The organism is Sphingobacteriaceae bacterium (genome assembly GCA_016715905.1).
In the GTDB taxonomy this organism is placed as follows: Bacteria; Bacteroidota; Bacteroidia; order B-17B0; family Aurantibacillaceae; genus Aurantibacillus.
In genome coordinates, this window is the sequence record JADJXI010000003.1 from 785,207 (window position 1) to 803,320 (window position 18,114).

The following is an 18,114-nucleotide window of genomic DNA, read 5'->3' on the forward strand; positions in this document are numbered from 1 at the left end:
AAGCATTTTTAGAGAATCAAGTAATTAAAATACTCTTATTTTTGCCCCACTAACTAAAACACACACGTAATGAAACTTAACGAGATTCAGGACTTAATAAAGTTCGTTTCAAAAAGTGGCGTAAGCGAGGTTGAACTTGAAACCAAGGAAATCAAAATCGTAATTCGCACACCAAAAGGTAACCAGCCTGTTATTATGCAGGCACCGCAAGTGTTAACCCAAGCTGTACAAACACCGGTAGCTCAAATTCAACAACCGGTTCAACAAAATCCGGTTCAAAATGCAACACCAGAAGTTAAACAGCCGGTTGCTAGCAACGACGATTCAAAATATGTTACCATTAAATCACCAATGATCGGTACTTTCTATCGCTCTGCGGGTCCAGATAAACCGCCGTTTATAAATGTTGGTGACGAAGTAAATACCGGCGCTACCGTTTGTATTATAGAAGCGATGAAACTTTTCAATGAAATTGAAAGTGAAATCAAAGGTAAAATTGTGAAGGTATTGGTTAATGATGCAACTCCTGTGGAGTATGATCAGCCTCTCTTCTTAGTTGATCCATCTTAATTAGAGAATGTGTTAATTAACCAACTTGAAATAACGTTGGTTAAACATTTTACATTCACCATATAAAATTAGAAAACGTGTTTAAAAAAATATTAATAGCCAACAGAGGTGAGATTGCGCTTAGAGTTATTCGTACTTGCCGGGAAATGGGTATAAAAACAGTTGCCGTTTATTCAACTGCCGATAGAGAAAGTTTACATGTGAAATTTGCTGATGAAGCGGTTTGCATTGGTCCGCCTCCGAGTAAAGAAAGTTATTTAAATATGGCTAATATTATAGCCGCAGCTGAAATAACAAATGCTGATGCCATTCATCCGGGATATGGATTTTTAAGTGAAAATGCCAAGTTTTCGGAAATCTGTCGTCAAAACAAAATAAAATTTATTGGTGCCAGTCCCGAAATGATTAACCAAATGGGAGATAAGAGTAATGCCAAAGCTACCATGTTAAAAAACGGCGTGCCTTGTGTTCCGGGATCTGATGGTTTATTGGAAAGTGCAGAGGAGGGGATGAAGTTGGCCAAAAAAATTAAATATCCGGTAATTATTAAAGCTACAGCCGGTGGTGGTGGAAAAGGAATGCGCATTATTTGGAAAGAAGAAGAATTTCAGGCCGCGTGGGATAGCGCTACACATGAAGCAAGCGCCGCTTTTGGAAACGGAGCCATGTATTTGGAAAAATATATTGAAGAACCCCGCCATATAGAAATACAGATTGTTGGAGACTCGCATGGTAAGGCTTGCCATTTAAGTGAGCGTGATTGCAGTATACAACGCCGTCATCAAAAATTAGTAGAAGAAACTCCATCTCCGTTTATGACTCCTGAATTGAGAGAAGCCATGGGCGATGCCGCAGTAAAAGCTGCATTAGCTATTAATTATGAAGGAGTAGGTACCGTGGAGTTTTTGGTGGACAAACACCGGAATTTTTATTTCATGGAAATGAATACCCGTATTCAGGTAGAGCATCCCATAACAGAAGAAGTAATTAACTACGATTTAATTCGCGAGCAAATATTAGTGGCAGCCGGTGTTCCTATTTCCGGTAAAAATTATTATCCGCAATTACATGCCATTGAATGTCGTATTAATGCAGAAGATCCTTTTAAAAACTTTGTTCCTTCGCCGGGAAAGATTACCACCCTGCACACACCGGGTGGACATGGAATACGTGTAGATTCACACGTGTATAGTGGTTATACCATTCCTCCAAACTACGATAGTATGATAGGTAAATTAATTACAGTTGCTCAATCCAGAGAAGAAGCCATAGCCAAAATGCACCGGGCTTTGAGTGAATATGTAATTGAAGGTGTAAAAACTACAATCCCTTTTCATTTAAAATTAATGAAGAATGAAGATTTCATTAAAGGAGTTTACACCACCAAGTTTTTGGAAACTTGGGATTTTAAAAGCTAAATAAAAAGAAAGATTATGAAGAGCAGTAATAAAATATTATTTTTTGTTGCTGCTTTTTTATTTTTATCAAGCGGTTATTTTTTTTCGCAGAACAACGGTTTGCAAATTGTTACGCAGCACATGATGGCCCAGGAAAGAGCCTGGAATGAGGGAAACATTGATGGTTTTATGAAACATTACTGGAAAAGCGACAGTTTAAAATTTATTGGCAAATCGGGCATCACTTATGGTTGGCAAAAAACACTCGATAATTATAAAAAAAATTACCCCAATAAAGCAAAAATGGGAAAGCTTGTTTTTCAAATTTTAAGTTTAGAGCAATTGTCCGATAATTCGGTGTACATCATCGGCTCCTGGAATTTAGAACGAGAAGAACCTGCAGGCGGACATTTTACCTTACTTTGGAAAAAGATTCAGGGCGAATGGGTGATTGTTTGTGATCATACCAGTTGAGGTATTGAATTGGACGGATTAATATAAGGTAGGAGCGAAGTTTTATTCTATTTGAAAGATAATCGTAATTTCTTAATACAGCTTATCCCCCCAGCTCTTTCATTATTTCTTGGTCCAAGTCATTCACAAATTCCTTTAACTTTTCTTCCTCTTCCGGATTATTATGTAATGGACGATGCGCTTTGGCTTTATTTAATTGTTCAATTTTATGATTCAACTTGATGGATTTTTCTGAGAAAAAGGTTTCTGCAAATTTCTCCCAAACATAATTTACAGCCATTTGATTAGGGTGTGCTAAGTCTTCTTTGAAAAAACGATAATCGCGTAAATCATCACTCACCAATTCATAGGCGGGAAAATAATGACAGTCCTTATTCAACTTACAAATATTTTGAGCAGCGAGCAAGAGCGTGGATTTGCTTAAGGCATTATTTTCTAATCCGTCTTTAAGATATTTTACGGGAGAAACCGTAAAAATAAACTGAATAAGCGGATTTATTTTTTTGATTTCAGTTAAAAGGCCCGTGTATTGTTTTACTATGTTTTCAACTGAGCAAAGTTCTTTCGTAAAAAGGGCTCCGCTTTGTTTATGGCAGTTGGCCACTACTCCGTTCAATTCTTTATGTTTATAATAGAAGGCACTGCCAAAGGTGATAATTAAAACTTTAGCTGTTTTTAAAAATTGCAAAGCCGTAGTCTGCGTATTTTTTATCTTTTGCATGAGTTCTTCTTTAGAAGAAGCTTTTACTGAAGAGTGATGTGCAAAACTGTAAAATTCATCACCACGTTTCAATAAATATTTTTCTTCAAAAGCAGGACTTAAAATTTCGGATAAACTATTTTCAATGCTCCGTGGATTAAAAAGTATACCATTTGGATTTTGCAAAACCGGAAAGCGATGTTCGTTTAATATATTTCCTATTTCTACTGCAAAGCAAGAGCCAATTAAAAAAATACCGGATTGGTGATCCAATTGATATGGGGCTTTAATGGGGGTATGATTGAGGTGTAATTTCAAGATTGCAGTTCTTTGAATTTGTTATCGAGAAAAGCTTTGGCCTCATCATAAGTGTTTTGAATTAAGCCGTCTAATACCGCATCTTTTAAAGCGTTTTTTAAAACACCCACGATTCTTCCGGCTTCTAAATTATATAGTTTCATAATTTCTTCTCCTTTTATAATGGGTTGCCAGTTTCTGATTCTATCTTTTTCCTCCAATTCAACCAATTTATTTTTTACGATTTCAAAGTTCTGCATGTAACGTTTTACCTTATTCGGGTTTTTGGTTGTGATATCGCTTTCGCAAAGTATCATTAAATCATCTACATCATCTCCGGCTTCAAATAATAAACGGCGAACCGCGCTGTCGGTAACTTCAGTCTTGGCTAAAACAATTGGACGTAAATGCAATTGCACCAATTTTTGTACGTACTTCATTTTTTCATTGAGCGGAAGTTTTAAGGAAGTAAAAATTTTAGGCACCATCCTTGCGCCTTTATCTTCATGACCGTGAAAAGTAAATCCGTGTCCGGGTTCAAAGCGTTTGGTAGCCGGCTTAGCAATATCGTGCAATACTGCGGCCCATCTCAGCCATAAGGAATCTGTTTTTTTAGATATATTATCTACAACCTCCAGGGTATGATAAAAATTATCTTTGTGTGCCAGGCCATTTACCGATTCCACGCCGTGCAGCTTAACGAATTCCGGAAATATTATTTGCAACAATCCGCTTTCAAAAAGTAAATTAAAACCTATGGATGGTTTGGAAGAAAGAATTATTTTATTGAGTTCATCGCTTATTCTTTCTTTAGATACAATTTTTATCCTTTCTTTATTCTTAGCAATAGAAGAAAACGAATTCTCTTCAATTTTAAAATTTAACTGTGAAGCAAATCGAATGGCACGCATCATGCGGAGTGGATCATCGCTGTAGGTTATTTCGGGATTCAGCGGAGTTCTTAAAATTCCATTCTTTAAATCTTCAATTCCGCCAAATGGATCGAGTAGCTGGCCGAAGTTTTTTTCTGAAACGCCAATGGCTAAAGCATTGATGGTAAAATCTCTTCTGTTTTGATCTTCTTCCAGTGTGCCATTTTCAACTATAGGTTTTCTGGAATTTCTATTATAGCTTTCTTTACGTGCGCCTACAAATTCAATTTCAAGTTCTTGAAATTTAATTTGTGCCGTGCCAAAGTTTTTAAAAGTGCTTAATTGTGCGTCACTGCCTAATTTCTCACATACCTTTTCAGCCAATTCAATGCCTTTTCCAATGGTAACTATATCAATATCTTTGCTATTGCGTTGTAGAATATAATCGCGCACAAAACCTCCAATAGCGTAGGAGTCTTGCTTCAATTCATCGCTGCAAGATTTTATTATTTTAAATATGTCTTGATTTAAAAAATCGTACATAGGGTAAATTTACGATTTTACGGGGTATAATTATCGTATTGGCTACTTAGATTATTTACCGGATCTTCTTTTCTTTTCTTTAATGATCAAGCTTAATTCCCTTCCGGTTTGTCCTTTAACACTGGTATTTTCCTGAGCGCGACGAATGAGGTAGGGCAAAACTTCTTTTACAGGACCATAAGGAACATATTTAGAAACATTGTATCCGCTTAAGGAAAGATTAAAGCTAATGTGATCACTCATGCCTAAAAGTTGAGAAAAATATATTCTTTTATTATTAGGGCTGATTTTATATTGTTTCATTAATTCTACTAAATATAAACTGCTTTTTTCATTGTGCGTTCCGGCACAAAGACCCATCATATTTATATTTTCTACACAAACTTTTAAGGCTTCATCATAATCTTTATCACTGTTTTCTTTGCTTTTCTGAATGGGAGATGGATAATTCATTTCAATGGCACGGGCACGTTCTTTTTCCATATAAGCTCCACGTACCAGTTTGGCCCCAACTTGGTATCCTTTATTTTTTGCAGTTTCAATTGTTTTTTTGAGATAATTCAGTCGATCGTGTCTGTATAATTGAAATGTATTATACACAATAGGTTCATGCGTATTGAATTTTTCCATGTTTTCATTGGCCAATTCATCAATGGCCGGTTGAATCCAACTTTCTTCTGCATCAATAAACAAGGCTTGTTTATTTTTAAATGCAGCTTCACATATTTTTTGTACTCTTTCTTTTACTTTCTGCCACTCTTTATTTTCAGCTTCATTGAGTTGTTTGTTTGCGCTCACTTGTACCAATAAATCAAATCGCGCTAAACCGGTAACTTTAAAAACGCAAAAGGGAATATTTTGATCGCCCTTGGCTTTTTGAATAGTGGCTAATGTTTCCTCCAAACATTGATCAAAATCTTGTTCACTTTCTTTGCCTTCTACGCTGTAATCTAGAATAGTACCAATGTTGTATTTAGCTAAATGCGCAATCGTATTAGCGCAATCGTGAATATTTTCTCCACCAACAAATTGTTTAAAGATTGTATTTTTAATTAATCCTTTAAATCCAAGATTAAGTGCGGAAGGAGCAAAGGTTGCGCCAAATTTCACCATAAATGGGTTGCCAATGAGTTTGAATAAAAAGTAAGAGCGATTTAATTCACTGTTTGACTTTGATTTGAAAGCGTTTTCTGTATTATCGAATGAAATCATGGTGTTTAGTATTAGTATCCGAATATTTCTGTTAAAGATAAAAATTTGACCGGGCCATATTGTTCAAGAATTTTAATGTCCATTTTTTCTTTTTTACCCAAAATCAATAATGAATTGGGTTTATTTTTAATATTTTCACCGTGAAATTTATCAACGTCGGTCAAAGAGTAATTTTTTACTTTCTCAAATATTTCTTTTCGGATGTCGGTTGTGTGGCCTAAATCTACTGCTGTTAAGTAATTAAATATTTTTTCACTTTTAGTTATTCTTCTTGTTCTAATGTCCTGAAGTAACATTTCTTTTGATGCTAAAAAGCTGTTATTGGATTTTGGCATTTCATTTAATAGACTTTGCATTCCTTGTATTGCTTCATTTAATTTATCGGCTTGCGAGCCAATATAGGACATGTTAAATGTTTTTTTATATTTTTTATTTGGTAAATTAAAATTTGAATAACAGGAATAAGCTAATGCTTTAGATTCTCTTAAGTCCTGAAAAACTACTCCGTTCATCCCGCCGCCAAAATAAGCGTTATATAAAAAAGTAATCGGAACATTATCTGTTATGTAATTTCCGCCATTGGATATCATAAGAATTTCTACCTGTTTCATGTCGAAATCTACAGCGTAAACCTGTTTGAGCTGATGTAAAATTTCAAATTGTTTAGGAAGAGGAGGCTCCATTAATTTTTCGGGAGTTCTGTGATTTTCTTTCAAGTATTGGGTAATGCTTTTTAAATCGATAGGTCCATAATAAAGCACCTGATGTGGATAAGAAAGGAGCTTTCTTATCTTATTCTGGATCTGTTCAACATTTAGTTTATTCAATTCATCATTAGAGATTACATGTGTGAAGGGATTGAGCGGGCCATACAATGCATATTTGAGTAAAGCTTCGTTTAGTATAAGTCCTTTATTTTGTTTTGCATCGTTTCTGGTTTTTAGAATATTTCCTTTGAGATCAGTAAGCGCTTCCTGTTCTACAACTCCTTCTGATAATATATTTTCTAATAGATTAACAGATTTCTCGAAACTTTCGTTAAGGCCGGTAAGCCTTATCCAAGTATTCTCATTGTCACAGTACACATCCAAATTGCAACCTAATTTGTAAAATTCCTGTTGAATTTTTTCAGCATTCATGTCCTTAAGAGCGCACAGCGGAATGTACTCCACGGCAATAGGCAATTCAACGTCGTTGTTATTACCCATATTGAATTTAAAATACAATTGAAATAATTTATTCTCATCGTTTTTGGTATAAATAAGTGGAATATTAGCTTTCAGTGTATCTTGCAAAATGTCTTTTTTGTAATCGATAAAAACCGGATTTATTTCCGGTGGAGTTGAGTTCATGATTTTTTGTACAAAGGGAGAAGCGTCATCACGATTAACTTCTACGGGAGTAATTTCGGGTTTATCTACTTTTTGAACGGTGGTATCTTCTCCAACGTGTTTATAAACGATTACATAATTATTTTTCGAAAAATTTTTGTTTGTGAATTCAACAATATCTTTTTTTGTTATTTTCGAAAGTCTTTCAATTCTGTTAACGTTATCACTCCATTTAATATCGGAAACAAAGGCATTAAGCATTTCTTCGGCTCGTGGGCCATTGTTTTCTAGTGATTTTGTTTTTTGAAGTTTGATATCGGTGAGTACAGCATCCATCATCCAATCCGGAAATTCACCTTTTTTAATTAACTCCAATTGCTCAAGTATTAACTGTTCTAATTCTTTCAGACTTTGACCCTCTATGGGTTGTCCCCCTATGCTGAAAAGTGAATAGTCTTTCAAGGGCCAAAGGATTGCATTACATCCTAAAGCTTTTTGGCTTTGGTTTAGATTTAAGTCTATTAATCCGGCAGTACCATTGTAAAGTATACCTGTGAGGAGGGTCAGTATTTCTTCTTCTTGACTTCCTTTACCGTTAAATCTCCAGGCCAGATTTACATTGCTGGGATCGGGTCCGTAAATATTTATTTCTCTTTTTTCGTTAATCGGATCTTCGGGGGTGAAAGTAAAAGAATCTACCGGTTTAGGTTTTAAGCCACCAAAATGTTTATTTATTTGTTTAATTACCTGATCGGGATCAAAATCTCCGCTCATTACAATAGCCATATTGTTAGGCACATAATATTTATTAAAGAAATTATGAATTTCAACCATGGAAGGATTTTTCAAATGATCAATTGTTCCTATTGTTGTTTGAGTGCCGTAAGTATGTTTTTTCCACAGTGCCGCCATGGCCGCTTCATAAACTTTATTCTGATCATCGTCCATTCCTCTGTTTTTTTCTTCGTATACGGCTTCTAATTCGGTATGAAATAATCTTAGAACTAGTTTTCTAAATCTTTCCGATTCAATTTTGAGAAAATTTTCGACTTGATTTGAAGGTATTTCATTGATGTAAACGGTTTCATCAAATGAGGTAGAGGCATTTGTTCCGTCGGCACCAATAGCGGCCAACATTTTGTCGTATTCATTTGCTATCGCATACTTTGCAGCAATACCACTTACGCTGTCGATTTGCCTGTACAGTTGTTTACGCTTTAACTGATCTTTTTCCTGGCCGTATATTTGATATAATTTCTCAATTTTTTGCAGTTCAATACTTTCTTTTGCCCAATCTTTTGTTCCGTATTTATCGGTGCCTTTAAAAACCATGTGCTCGAGGTAATGTGCAAGTCCGGTAGCTTGTGCCGGATCGTTTTTACTTCCGGCTTTTATACCAATTAAGGTTTGAATACGCGGTGCATTTTTATAAACTGAGAGGTAAACTTTTAATCCGTTAGGTAAAGTATAGATTCGGGCCTTTAAAGGATCGTTAGGAACGTATTCATAATCTAACTGTGAAGCTTTTACATCTTTAACCGGAATTTTATTTCCCGCAGGTTTATTTTGTGCGTTGCCGTTAAGTCCAACCAAAAGGATGAGCAACAGCTGTAATTTATACCAATTCATTTAATAATCGATTTCTAAGTCTAAACGTTTTTTTAATTCCTGTAAGTTTGGATTTTTTTCACACATGTGTTTAAATACATCAGAAGGTTTGTAGGCTTTGATTTGTGTTTCGTTTTTTGAAAGTAAAATGTCTAAACTGATGGAATTGTCTTTTATTAATTTTCTTATTTCATCCAAAAAATCCTGTCTGATATTCTGTAATTTTTCTTTTTGAGTAGCATTTGTTAGGGTAAGTGTAATGGTGTTGTCATTAAAGGTAATAACGGAGGTTGTTAAAGTAACAAACAGTTGCATGGCGCCTTCTTGCTGTTTTTTGTTTGCATATTGAATTATGGCATCTTTAACTTGCTCTTCGGTTGTTTGTCCGTTTTTTTCAAAAATTATCGTCTCTTCTTTTTCGTCTGATTTTTGAAGTACAGTTTGTGTGCCGTTTTTTATTTCAGCTAGATTGAATCCGGTTTTTAATCTTAATTCCTGAAAGTTGGCGGAAGGTTTCTCGGCTACTTTAATATCGGGGACTGCATTTTTAATTGCTTTAGGCTGAATTGTTTTTTCTTTAACGGAGTTGGTTTGAAAAACAGGTTCTAATTCATCTTTTTTTTTTCCGCATCAGCTGATGCGGTAAGATAAGTGAGCTGTAATAATGCCATTTCTATGAGCAATCGTTGATTTCGGGCATTTTTAAAGTTTACATCAGCTTTGCTTATTATGGCTAATGATTTTAAGAGAAATGATGTATCTGCTAAAGCGGCTTGTTCGGCATAACGTTTTTTAAGACTATCACTCACTTCTAATAGGGTGAGTGTTTGTGGATCTTTACTCACTAATAAATTCCGAATATGTTCACCTAAGCCAATGATGAAATTATGAGCATCAAATCCTTTTTTTAGAATCTCATCAAATAACAGCATGATTTGGGACATGTTATTTTTCAAAAAGTTTTCGGTGATTTTAAAATAATAATCATAATCCAACACATGTAAATTCTCAACAACTTGTTTATAGGTTAAGTTGTTGCCGGTAAAGGCCACCATTTGATCGAAGATAGAGCAAGCGTCACGTAAACCACCGTCTGCTTTTTGTGCAATGATGTTTAAGGCATCAGCTTCATACTGTACTTCTTCGCTTTTAGCAAGAAATTCCAAATGCTTGGCTATATCGTCGGTTTTAATTCGGTTGAAATTAAAAATCTGACAACGAGAGAGTATGGTTGGAATTATTTTATGTTTTTCTGTTGTAGCTAAAATAAATTTTGCGTGAGGAGGAGGTTCTTCTAAAGTTTTGAGAAAAGCATTAAATGCAGTATTACTTAACATATGAACCTCATCAATGATATACACTTTATATTGACCCAATTGCGGTGCAAATCTAACCTGATCCACTAAGTGTCTGATGTCTTCCACTGAATTATTGCTAGCCGCATCTAATTCATAAATATTTAAAGATGCCCCGGTATTAAAACTTGAGCAGGATTCACAGGCGTCACAAGCCTCTCCATCAGGCCTAACTTGAAAACAATTAATTGTTTTTGCGAAAATTCGGGCGCAGGTTGTTTTTCCGACCCCTCTTGGCCCGCAGAAAAGATAAGCTTGTGCGAGTTGATTGTTGGTAATGGCATTCTTCAAGGTATTGGTTATGTGAGATTGCCCAACAACGGTGTTGAAATGTTGGGGTCTGTACTTACGGGCCGATACAATGAAGTTTTCCATTTATAAACTTAAAAGTACGGGAAAATGAGGGGTAAATGCGAATTTGAATGAACAAAAAAAGGTTAAATTTATTAACCTATGTTTATAAATAATAGCAATAAAACATACTTTTAAGCATTGAAATTAGGTTGGGTTATATTTATTTTTTTACTGCTGGCTGGTTTTTCTTATAGTCAAAATGCAATCAGGGGAATTATAGTAGAATCTGATAGCGGAAATGTGATGCCGTTTGTTTATTTAATCAATAAAAGTAACGGAAATGGTACGATGAGTGATAACGACGGGAAGTTTACCTTATTCACTAATATAAACGATACGATAATTTGCACCTTTGTGGGATTTGCAAAGAAAATAATTGCCGTAAAAGATTTAAAAACTAATGAAAATGGTGAAGTAAAGATTGTGATGTTACAATTACCCATTCAATTAGGACCGGTTATAGTGAATACTTTTAAGATAAGGTCGTATGAGCGTGATTATATGAGTAAGATAATTGATGAGAGCAGAATGCGCAGGCTTGATTATTTTCAAAGCCCGATTTCTGCCTTATATATGAGTTTTAGCAAGGAAGGAAAACAAATCAGGAAGCTGGCTAAAATTTTCGAAGGAGTATTAATTGAAGAGCAGGTACAAAAGAAATTAAGTCCTGAAATTTTAGCCAAGTTAACAGGAGATAATGAAATTGATTATGTAGCTTTTCGAAAGTATTGTGTAGCCGTAAGTGATGAATTTATTATTAATAATGATGGCGTTGAATTATATAGTAGAGTAATGGGTTGTTACAAAAGATATAAAGCGGAAGGAAGGAAATAAACTATTGCATCTTGAATTTACTTTTGTAAAATTCATAAAAACTTACGTTTAATAGTATTAGCAACAAACCATAAATGGTATCTTCTATAGGAATATTGAGTAATCTAACCGTTAGATTTTCTGAATCATTGTAAATTACCACCGGTTCATTTGAAAAGCTGCCGGTTAATATACCGTTACTGATAGTAAATGGAACTAAAATCAGTAAGTAGGTTATCCCAAAGAGTTTCAGGAATTTTACTTTTAAGAAGAGTAAAATAAATATAAGTAAGGCTGTGGCGATAAATGTTACCGAAGTATAAGCGCGGTTCAGATTAAAAACACCAATGGTAAATAACAAAACAGCGAGCAGGATAAATATATATTTAATATTAAGGTTATCTGCTTTATTTTTTAGTAATATTCCCAAACAATGATAAGTAAACAAACAGGCAAAGGGAATGCAAATAAAAAACAGATATTCTTCCAAGGGTAATCCAAATAGAAAATATCCGATTACAAATTTTGGATTAAATTCCCACACTTGAGCTTCTGTAAAAAGAACATCCCAAATTGAAAATAAAAGCGCCACAATTAGTAACGGGATAAGGATAAATTTAAATTGTTTGTTGAATTTTAGTTTTGGATGAAAGCTGAATAAAAAAGGAATTAAAATACAACCCATATTTACCAATAAGTAAGTGTATTTGGTTATCATTTTAAGATTTAGTTTTTAAAGCTTCTTTAAAATATTTCAGAGGTACTAATAGCATGCCAAAACATTCGCCATGTTCTTTGCCCAGCTTTTTGTGATGAATTTTATGTGCTTTACGAATTGCCCGGAAATAAAAGTTGTTTATTCGTGTGAAATAAGAAATACGTTGATGAATAATAATTTCATGCACGATAAAATAAGCCATTCCATAAAGTGTAATACCCCCTCCGATAAATATTAAAAATCTTAGTTCTGAAAAATAGGTGCCGATGGCAAAGAGGGTTATGGCGGGAATGGAGAAAATAAGAAAAAACAAATCGTTTTTTTCCAGTATTGCATCATGATCTTTATAGTGATGATCTTGGTGTAATGTCCATAAAAAACCGTGCATAACAAATTTATGGGTTAACCAGGTAACCCCTTCCATCATTAAAAAAACCGATATGAGTATAAGTAAATTCAACTTTTTAAATTTAATAAAATTTCTCTTTCTTCCGGTTTCAGTGGTATTTTGTTATCAATAAAGAATTTTGAAATTGTAGCTAGCGTATCTGTCACTTTTTTTTGATTTTTGATCAAAAAATCGGTTAAATAGCTTTGATCCACTTGCAGATTTGAATGATAATTCAAAAAATTAGGTGATTTAAATTGTACAGAATATCTGAAAAAACGAATCATTGCATTTGATGAATCTTTTGTAGTTGCAATTTTCATCCACTTTTTACCTTCATTAAAGTATTTAATTTTATCAACCGGATTAAACACATGATTGCACATTAAAAAACTGGAAGTGCTTCTATATGCAATTAATACAGGGGCCGAATTTTCATTGTAATTTTTACAGATATTAAACAATGTTAGGGCAGATTTTTCATTGGTGTATGATTCTTTATATAACTTCCACAATAAGCCGGTGTCGGCTTGAAGTAAGGTTGGAATCAAAAATAAAAGGGTTAAAATTATTTTCATAAAGTATTTAAACTAAATCTGCAATAGGAAGAGATTAGTAATTTTATTTTTTCCAAATTGGAAACACGAATTCTCTGTTTTAAAACATCAGCAGAGGCCAAATTTTTGATTTTTTTAAACAAGGCTAAATAATAAACATAGGCAACATATACCCCAAACCTCGATGATGCAGGTAATTTTTTTATTCCGGCAATTGCTTCTTTGAAATCTTCCTCAATTTCATGTTCAATTCTTTGTTTTACTAATTCATTGAATTCGTTCATTTTTAAGGAAGGAAAATAAACTCTTCCTAATTGTAAATAATCTGCTCTCATATCTCTCAAAAAGTTCACTTTTTGAAAAGCAGCTCCTAATCGCATAGCTGAAGGTTTCAACTGCTTATACATTTCCAAATTTCCTCCAGTAAAAACGTGTAAACACATTAATCCTACTACTTCAGCCGAGCCTAAAATATATTCATCATAACTTTGCGCACTATGACTATTTACCGATAAATCCGTTTCCATACTTCTTAAGAAACAATGGATAAGTTCATGGTCGATTTGGTAATCATTCACCACTTGTTGAAAGCTGTTTAAAATAGGATTTAAACTAATTTTTCTTTCTATGGTCAAAAATGTATCACGTTTAAATTCGTCAAATAATACTTTTTGATCATAACCATGGAATGAATCCACTATTTCATCGGCAAATCTTACAAATCCGTAAATATTATAAATGGCACTGTGTATATTTCGGTTTAGGCAGTAGATTCCCAATGAGAAACTGGTGCTATAGGTTTGCGTTGTTGTTTTGCTGGCTTTGTTTGAAACTTTATCAAATAAACTTTTCATATTTTTAGTTGGATTAATTATTAATTAGTTGTGCTGCGATTTTACCGGAAATTATGGCCGGCGGAATACCGGGGCCGGGTACAGTTAATTGTCCGGTATAAACCAAATTAGAAACATTTTTGTTTAGCATGCTCGGTTTTAAAACAGCCGTTTGTCGTAAAGTGTTGGCTAAACCATATGCATTTCCCTTGTAGGAATTATAATCATTTTTAAAATCTGTTATGCAATAAGATTTTTTGTATGCGATGTGCTCTTTAATTGGCGTGTTACAATACGATTCAATCCTTTTTATTATTAATTGATAGTACTTTTCTCTGATTTCGTGACTGTCATTGATGCCCGGTGCTAATGGCATTAAAATAAAAAGATTTTCACACCCTTCAGGCGCCACACTGTCATCAGTTTTGCTCGGACAACAAACATAAAACAAGGGGTCGCTTGGCCAGGAAGGTTTATCGTAAATTTCAAAAGCATGTGTTTCAAAATTTTTATCAAAAAATAAATTATGATGAATTAATTTTGGAAGTTTTTTAGAAACACCTAAATAAAATATGAGTGAAGAAGGGGCGAGCACTCGGCTATCCCAGTATTTTTCATTGTAGTTTCTGTATTTTTCCTCCATCAAAGATTCTGTGTGATGATAATCTGAACTGGCAATCAATTTGTTTACTGCTATAGTTTTGTCAGTTGTATGTAATTGAGCAACTTTATTGTTGACAATTTCAATTTTATTGATGTTGGTATTGGTTTCGAATTGAACGCCTAGCTCTTCGGCTAACTTTTGCATCCCTGCTATTATTTTATGCATCCCTCCCATGGGATAATATGTGCCTTGTGTTAATTCTGCATGATTCATTAAACTATAAAGGGCAGGAGTTTGTTGCGGTTTGGCTCCAAGAAACAGAACCGGAAATTCCATAAGACTAATTAATCGAGGATCTTTGAAATAACTTCGAACATACTTATCAAAGGATTTGAAAATATTCGATTTGATAACTCCACTAATAACATCCAATTTTAAAAATTCAGTCCAGGATAGGCAGGGATTAAATACTAATTTGTTCATGCCAATTTCATACTTGTACTTGGCTTCCTTTAAAAATTTATCTAATTGGTCCGCACTGCCTTTTTCAATACTTTCAAAAATTGCTTTGAGGTCGTTTAAATTAGAGGGAATTTTAAGGGTATCACTATCTGAGTAAATGATTTGAAATCCCGGGTCTAATTTTACGAGTGTATAATAATCAGATACGTTCTTTCCAAAATCATTAAAGAAATTCTCAAATATATCAGGCATCCAATACCAACTTGGACCCATATCAAAAGTGTAACCTTTCTCGGTGAATACTCTTGCACGTCCGCCGGTTTGCTCATTTTTTTCAAGCACGGTTACCTTATTTTTTTGGAGCGAAGAATAACAAGCAGCCGATAAGCCTGAAAAGCCCGAACCAAGAATATGGATATCTATTTTGTTTAACATTTAAGCAAATATATTAAACAAAATTAGATATTACTTAATCCGATAAAAAATTTAACAATTCTTTAGGGTCGTTCATTAATACTGTCCGTTGATTAGTAGTAAGTTGAGCTAGTTCAGGTAAAGCAGTGGCAAAAAACAAGGTAATATTCGGTTGTGTTTTCAAGAGATTTTCAATTTCGCCATAAACTTCTTGCTTATTATTCACCACAAAAAAGGTAAAGATGTATTTCGCATCAGTAGCGGAAATTATTTTGCTTAAATTTTCAACAGGCACATTTTGTCCAAGGTTTATAACTTCTGCGCCGTTTATTCTTAGTAGGTATTCCGTGAAGAGTAATCCTATTTCATGCCATTCATTAGGTGGTAAGAATAGAATGAATTTCATTTTAGAACGTGTAGGGATTTCAATACCATCTATTGCAGAAAATAATTTTCTACGCAAAAGTGTAGTTGCAAAATGCTCTTGTGCAGGAGTAAGATCGTCTATACTCCACATGATGCCAATTCGCTTTAAAAAAGGATAAATAATTTGTAGCATGGTATCCTTCATGCCTAGTCTGTTTAAAGCGGAGGAATAGGTTTTTTCAAAGGCCACTTCATCATATTGTAATGTGGAATTAACTAGTGCATTAACAGCTAAAGTTTCATAGGCATTTAAATTATCGGATTCTGATAACAAAGTGATAATTGAGTCCTGCTCTTTCAGATTCATATCGGCGATTTTAGAAATTTTATAGCCATACTGTATAAGTGTTGAGATGTTTAATAGTTTTCGGGCCTGATCATTATTATAATATCGGATATTGGTTTTTGTTCGGAAAGGTTCTATAATCTTATATCTTTTTTCCCAAATACGAATGGTGTGGGCCTTAATACCGGTTAATTGTTCAAGATCGGTGATTTGATAGGTTTGCATTTGTTTATTTATATGGATTATTTATTAAACAAAATTATTAAATAAAATGAATGTATTACCTTTATTTTGAGAAATTAGCAACAAGGTTATGAATAGCAATTGCATACATTTATTTAAGTACTATAAACTTTTAGGTGAAAAAACCTTTTCGCAATTAAATGATGAACAGTTATTTGCAGCTCCTAATTCAACTTGTAATAGTATTTCCATTCTTGTTCAACACCTGTGGGGGAATATGATGAGCAGGTGGACAGATTTTTTGAATAGCGACGGCGAAAAAGAATGGCGAAATCGAGACGAAGAATTTGAAAGCATATTGCAATCAAGAGATGAAATGCTTGTTAAATGGAATGAAGGGTGGGCTTGTTTATTTAAAGCATTGGGATCGCTTCAGGAAGCAGATTATCAAAAAATAATTTACATAAGAAAGCAGGGACATACTGTTACAGACGCTATTCATAGACAACTGGCTCATTATGCATATCACGTAGGTCAAATAGTTTATGCAGGTAAGTTAATAAAAGAAGGTCATTGGGAATCTTTATCAATTCCAAAAAATGAATCAGATGCGTATAATCGTCAAAAATTTTCTCAACAAAAGGAAACAATTCATTTTACCAATGAGTATTTAAATAAAGGGATGAAAGAATAAATGATTAATTACAATAATTATTTTCTTGAAACCAATTTAAACATTGACGAATCCCATTTTCAATAGGAGTTTGCGTCATCTTTAATTCGTTTCTTGCTTTCGAAACATTATAATACTGAGAAACATTGGAGAGTCTGGCTATTCCATAACTTAATTTTGGCGGACGTCGAATTAATCTGGCTGTTGCTGAATTAAGAAATCCAACGGATAGTATTAAACCATATGGAATTTTTTTAAGCTTAAATGGTTTATTCATTAAAAGGCAAGCTTTCTGGAAAAATTCTTTGTATGTTAAATTTTCATTACCTGCAATATAACATTCACCAAGTCTCCCAAATTTTAAAGCATTTACTGCTGCTGAGGCCACGTCAACTGTACAAACAAAGTTTTTTCCTCCATTCGTATATCCGGGTAATTGATTTTTATAAAGCGTAAGTAACATTTTACCGGATGAGGGTCCGGAGTCAAATGCCCCAATCATAAACGTTGGATTGATTACGATAACCGGAAAATTATTTTCTTTATATTCTTCTATTAAGTATTGCTGCGCTAAATATTTGCTATCCAGATAATCCATTCCGTATTTCCATCCACTAAATGGTTCTAATTCATCTCCAGGTTTGTCTATTAGACCGGAATTGAATGAACTTGCTGAGCCTATATGTGCTAGTCTTTTAATGTTATGTTTTTTGCAGGCCTTTACTATATTTTTAGTACCGTCAATATTAACCTTATTAATAATTTCTTTTCTTCTAGGCCACAAATCAGTAATTGCTGCAATATGTATAACGTAATCACAACCTTCCATTTCCCTACTTAATTCTTCAAAATTTAATACATTACCGTACACAAATTCCAAATCCAAGTCTTTCAATAAATTTTGTCGATTGTCTTTTAAGCAAAAAGCCTTCACTAAATATTTCTGATTCAATAATTCTCGGCAAATATGATTACCTAACATGCCGTTGGCTCCAGTCACAAATACTTTTTCCGGATTCATTTACAAATCAAGTGGAGTGAATT

18 protein-coding genes are annotated in these 18,114 nt (G+C 33.9%); 5 read left to right on the top strand and 13 right to left on the bottom strand.

Annotated features, from left to right (window positions below; genetic code table 11):
• The first annotated feature begins 69 nt into the window (after positions 1 to 69).
• From accB to IPM51_03805, 3 genes are all read left to right on the top strand, one after another.
• Positions 70 to 570, top strand: a complete 501-nt coding sequence (accB, locus tag IPM51_03795; GenBank protein ID MBK9283422.1) for an acetyl-CoA carboxylase biotin carboxyl carrier protein — start codon at positions 70 to 72, stop codon at positions 568 to 570.
• Between the two features lie 77 nt (positions 571 to 647).
• Entirely contained in the window at positions 648 to 1,988 is a 1,341-nt protein-coding gene (gene accC / locus IPM51_03800) for an acetyl-CoA carboxylase biotin carboxylase subunit (GenBank protein ID MBK9283423.1), read from the top strand.
• A gap of 15 nt (positions 1,989 to 2,003) precedes the next feature.
• Positions 2,004 to 2,441 (top strand): nuclear transport factor 2 family protein, encoded by a 438-nt coding sequence (locus tag IPM51_03805; protein ID MBK9283424.1) that lies wholly within the window; start codon positions 2,004 to 2,006, stop codon positions 2,439 to 2,441.
• 82 nt (positions 2,442 to 2,523) lie between these two features.
• Here the strand turns inward: IPM51_03805 and IPM51_03810 are convergent, their stop codons facing one another.
• The 6 genes from IPM51_03810 to IPM51_03835 form a co-directional block, all read right to left on the bottom strand.
• Positions 2,524 to 3,459 (bottom strand): GSCFA domain-containing protein, encoded by a 936-nt coding sequence (locus IPM51_03810; GenBank protein MBK9283425.1) that lies wholly within the window; start codon positions 3,457 to 3,459, stop codon positions 2,524 to 2,526.
• Complete coding sequence (locus tag IPM51_03815; GenBank protein ID MBK9283426.1) at positions 3,456 to 4,853, bottom strand: HD domain-containing protein; 1,398 nt, start codon at positions 4,851 to 4,853, stop codon at positions 3,456 to 3,458. The genes IPM51_03810 and IPM51_03815 overlap by 4 nt, the downstream gene beginning before the upstream one ends.
• Positions 4,854 to 4,904: 51 nt before the next feature.
• Positions 4,905 to 6,065 (bottom strand): proline dehydrogenase family protein, encoded by a 1,161-nt coding sequence (locus tag IPM51_03820; protein MBK9283427.1) that lies wholly within the window; start codon positions 6,063 to 6,065, stop codon positions 4,905 to 4,907.
• A gap of 11 nt (positions 6,066 to 6,076) precedes the next feature.
• Complete coding sequence (locus IPM51_03825) at positions 6,077 to 9,025, bottom strand: insulinase family protein (protein ID MBK9283428.1); 2,949 nt, start codon at positions 9,023 to 9,025, stop codon at positions 6,077 to 6,079.
• A complete protein-coding gene (locus IPM51_03830) occupies positions 9,026 to 9,319 on the bottom strand; it encodes a hypothetical protein (GenBank protein MBK9283429.1) in 294 nt (97 codons plus the stop codon).
• Between the two features lie 290 nt (positions 9,320 to 9,609).
• Entirely contained in the window at positions 9,610 to 10,734 is a 1,125-nt protein-coding gene (locus IPM51_03835) for a DNA polymerase III subunit gamma/tau (GenBank protein MBK9283430.1), read from the bottom strand.
• A 117-nt stretch (positions 10,735 to 10,851) separates the two neighbouring features.
• Between IPM51_03835 and IPM51_03840 the strand changes: the two genes are divergently transcribed.
• A complete protein-coding gene (locus IPM51_03840; GenBank protein ID MBK9283431.1) occupies positions 10,852 to 11,547 on the top strand; it encodes a carboxypeptidase-like regulatory domain-containing protein in 696 nt (231 codons plus the stop codon).
• Position 11,548: 1 nt separating this feature from the next.
• Here IPM51_03840 and IPM51_03845 read toward each other — a convergent pair whose 3' ends face one another.
• The 6 genes from IPM51_03845 to IPM51_03870 are packed head-to-tail and all read right to left on the bottom strand — an operon-like array spanning position 11,549 to position 16,439.
• Positions 11,549 to 12,244 (bottom strand): lycopene cyclase domain-containing protein, encoded by a 696-nt coding sequence (locus IPM51_03845; GenBank protein MBK9283432.1) that lies wholly within the window; start codon positions 12,242 to 12,244, stop codon positions 11,549 to 11,551.
• A 1-nt stretch (position 12,245) separates the two neighbouring features.
• Entirely contained in the window at positions 12,246 to 12,671 is a 426-nt protein-coding gene (locus IPM51_03850; GenBank protein ID MBK9283433.1) for a sterol desaturase family protein, read from the bottom strand.
• A 29-nt stretch (positions 12,672 to 12,700) separates the two neighbouring features.
• Positions 12,701 to 13,210 (bottom strand): hypothetical protein, encoded by a 510-nt coding sequence (locus IPM51_03855; GenBank protein ID MBK9283434.1) that lies wholly within the window; start codon positions 13,208 to 13,210, stop codon positions 12,701 to 12,703.
• Positions 13,207 to 14,043, bottom strand: coding sequence for a phytoene/squalene synthase family protein (locus IPM51_03860; protein MBK9283435.1), 837 nt, complete (start codon positions 14,041 to 14,043; stop codon positions 13,207 to 13,209). The genes IPM51_03855 and IPM51_03860 overlap by 4 nt, the downstream gene beginning before the upstream one ends.
• 13 nt (positions 14,044 to 14,056) lie before the next feature.
• Positions 14,057 to 15,523 (bottom strand): phytoene desaturase, encoded by a 1,467-nt coding sequence (gene crtI, locus IPM51_03865; GenBank protein ID MBK9283436.1) that lies wholly within the window; start codon positions 15,521 to 15,523, stop codon positions 14,057 to 14,059.
• Positions 15,524 to 15,557: 34 nt separating this feature from the next.
• Complete coding sequence (locus IPM51_03870) at positions 15,558 to 16,439, bottom strand: MerR family transcriptional regulator (GenBank protein MBK9283437.1); 882 nt, start codon at positions 16,437 to 16,439, stop codon at positions 15,558 to 15,560.
• Positions 16,440 to 16,527: 88 nt separating this feature from the next.
• Here IPM51_03870 and IPM51_03875 point away from each other — a divergent pair, with 88 nt between their 5' ends.
• Entirely contained in the window at positions 16,528 to 17,091 is a 564-nt protein-coding gene (locus tag IPM51_03875) for a DUF1572 family protein (GenBank protein ID MBK9283438.1), read from the top strand.
• Between the two features lie 4 nt (positions 17,092 to 17,095).
• On the opposite strand, the gene IPM51_03880 is transcribed toward IPM51_03875, so the two are convergent.
• Positions 17,096 to 18,091: an NAD-dependent epimerase/dehydratase family protein gene (locus IPM51_03880; GenBank protein ID MBK9283439.1), complete on the bottom strand. Its 996-nt coding sequence runs from the start codon at positions 18,089 to 18,091 to the stop codon at positions 17,096 to 17,098.
• Positions 18,092 to 18,114: the final 23 nt, after the last annotated feature.

What these genes read in the sequence shown, in the direction of transcription:
- accB (MBK9283422.1), top strand. Translation starts at nt 70, where the DNA reads ATGAAACTTAACGAGATTCAGGACTTAATAAAGTTCGTTTCAAAAAGT.
- IPM51_03805 (MBK9283424.1), top strand. Translation starts at nt 2,004, where the DNA reads ATGAAGAGCAGTAATAAAATATTATTTTTTGTTGCTGCTTTTTTATTT.
- IPM51_03815 (MBK9283426.1), bottom strand. Translation starts at nt 4,853, where the DNA reads ATGTACGATTTTTTAAATCAAGACATATTTAAAATAATAAAATCTTGC.
- IPM51_03820 (MBK9283427.1), bottom strand. Translation starts at nt 6,065, where the DNA reads ATGATTTCATTCGATAATACAGAAAACGCTTTCAAATCAAAGTCAAAC.
- IPM51_03825 (MBK9283428.1), bottom strand. Translation starts at nt 9,025, where the DNA reads ATGAATTGGTATAAATTACAGCTGTTGCTCATCCTTTTGGTTGGACTT.
- IPM51_03830 (MBK9283429.1), bottom strand. Translation starts at nt 9,319, where the DNA reads ATGCAACTGTTTGTTACTTTAACAACCTCCGTTATTACCTTTAATGAC.
- IPM51_03835 (MBK9283430.1), bottom strand. Translation starts at nt 10,734, where the DNA reads ATGGAAAACTTCATTGTATCGGCCCGTAAGTACAGACCCCAACATTTC.
- IPM51_03845 (MBK9283432.1), bottom strand. Translation starts at nt 12,244, where the DNA reads ATGATAACCAAATACACTTACTTATTGGTAAATATGGGTTGTATTTTA.
- IPM51_03850 (MBK9283433.1), bottom strand. Translation starts at nt 12,671, where the DNA reads ATGATGGAAGGGGTTACCTGGTTAACCCATAAATTTGTTATGCACGGT.
- IPM51_03855 (MBK9283434.1), bottom strand. Translation starts at nt 13,210, where the DNA reads ATGAAAATAATTTTAACCCTTTTATTTTTGATTCCAACCTTACTTCAA.
- IPM51_03860 (MBK9283435.1), bottom strand. Translation starts at nt 14,043, where the DNA reads ATGAAAAGTTTATTTGATAAAGTTTCAAACAAAGCCAGCAAAACAACA.
- crtI (MBK9283436.1), bottom strand. Translation starts at nt 15,523, where the DNA reads ATGTTAAACAAAATAGATATCCATATTCTTGGTTCGGGCTTTTCAGGC.
- IPM51_03870 (MBK9283437.1), bottom strand. Translation starts at nt 16,439, where the DNA reads ATGCAAACCTATCAAATCACCGATCTTGAACAATTAACCGGTATTAAG.
- IPM51_03875 (MBK9283438.1), top strand. Translation starts at nt 16,528, where the DNA reads ATGAATAGCAATTGCATACATTTATTTAAGTACTATAAACTTTTAGGT.
- IPM51_03880 (MBK9283439.1), bottom strand. Translation starts at nt 18,091, where the DNA reads ATGAATCCGGAAAAAGTATTTGTGACTGGAGCCAACGGCATGTTAGGT.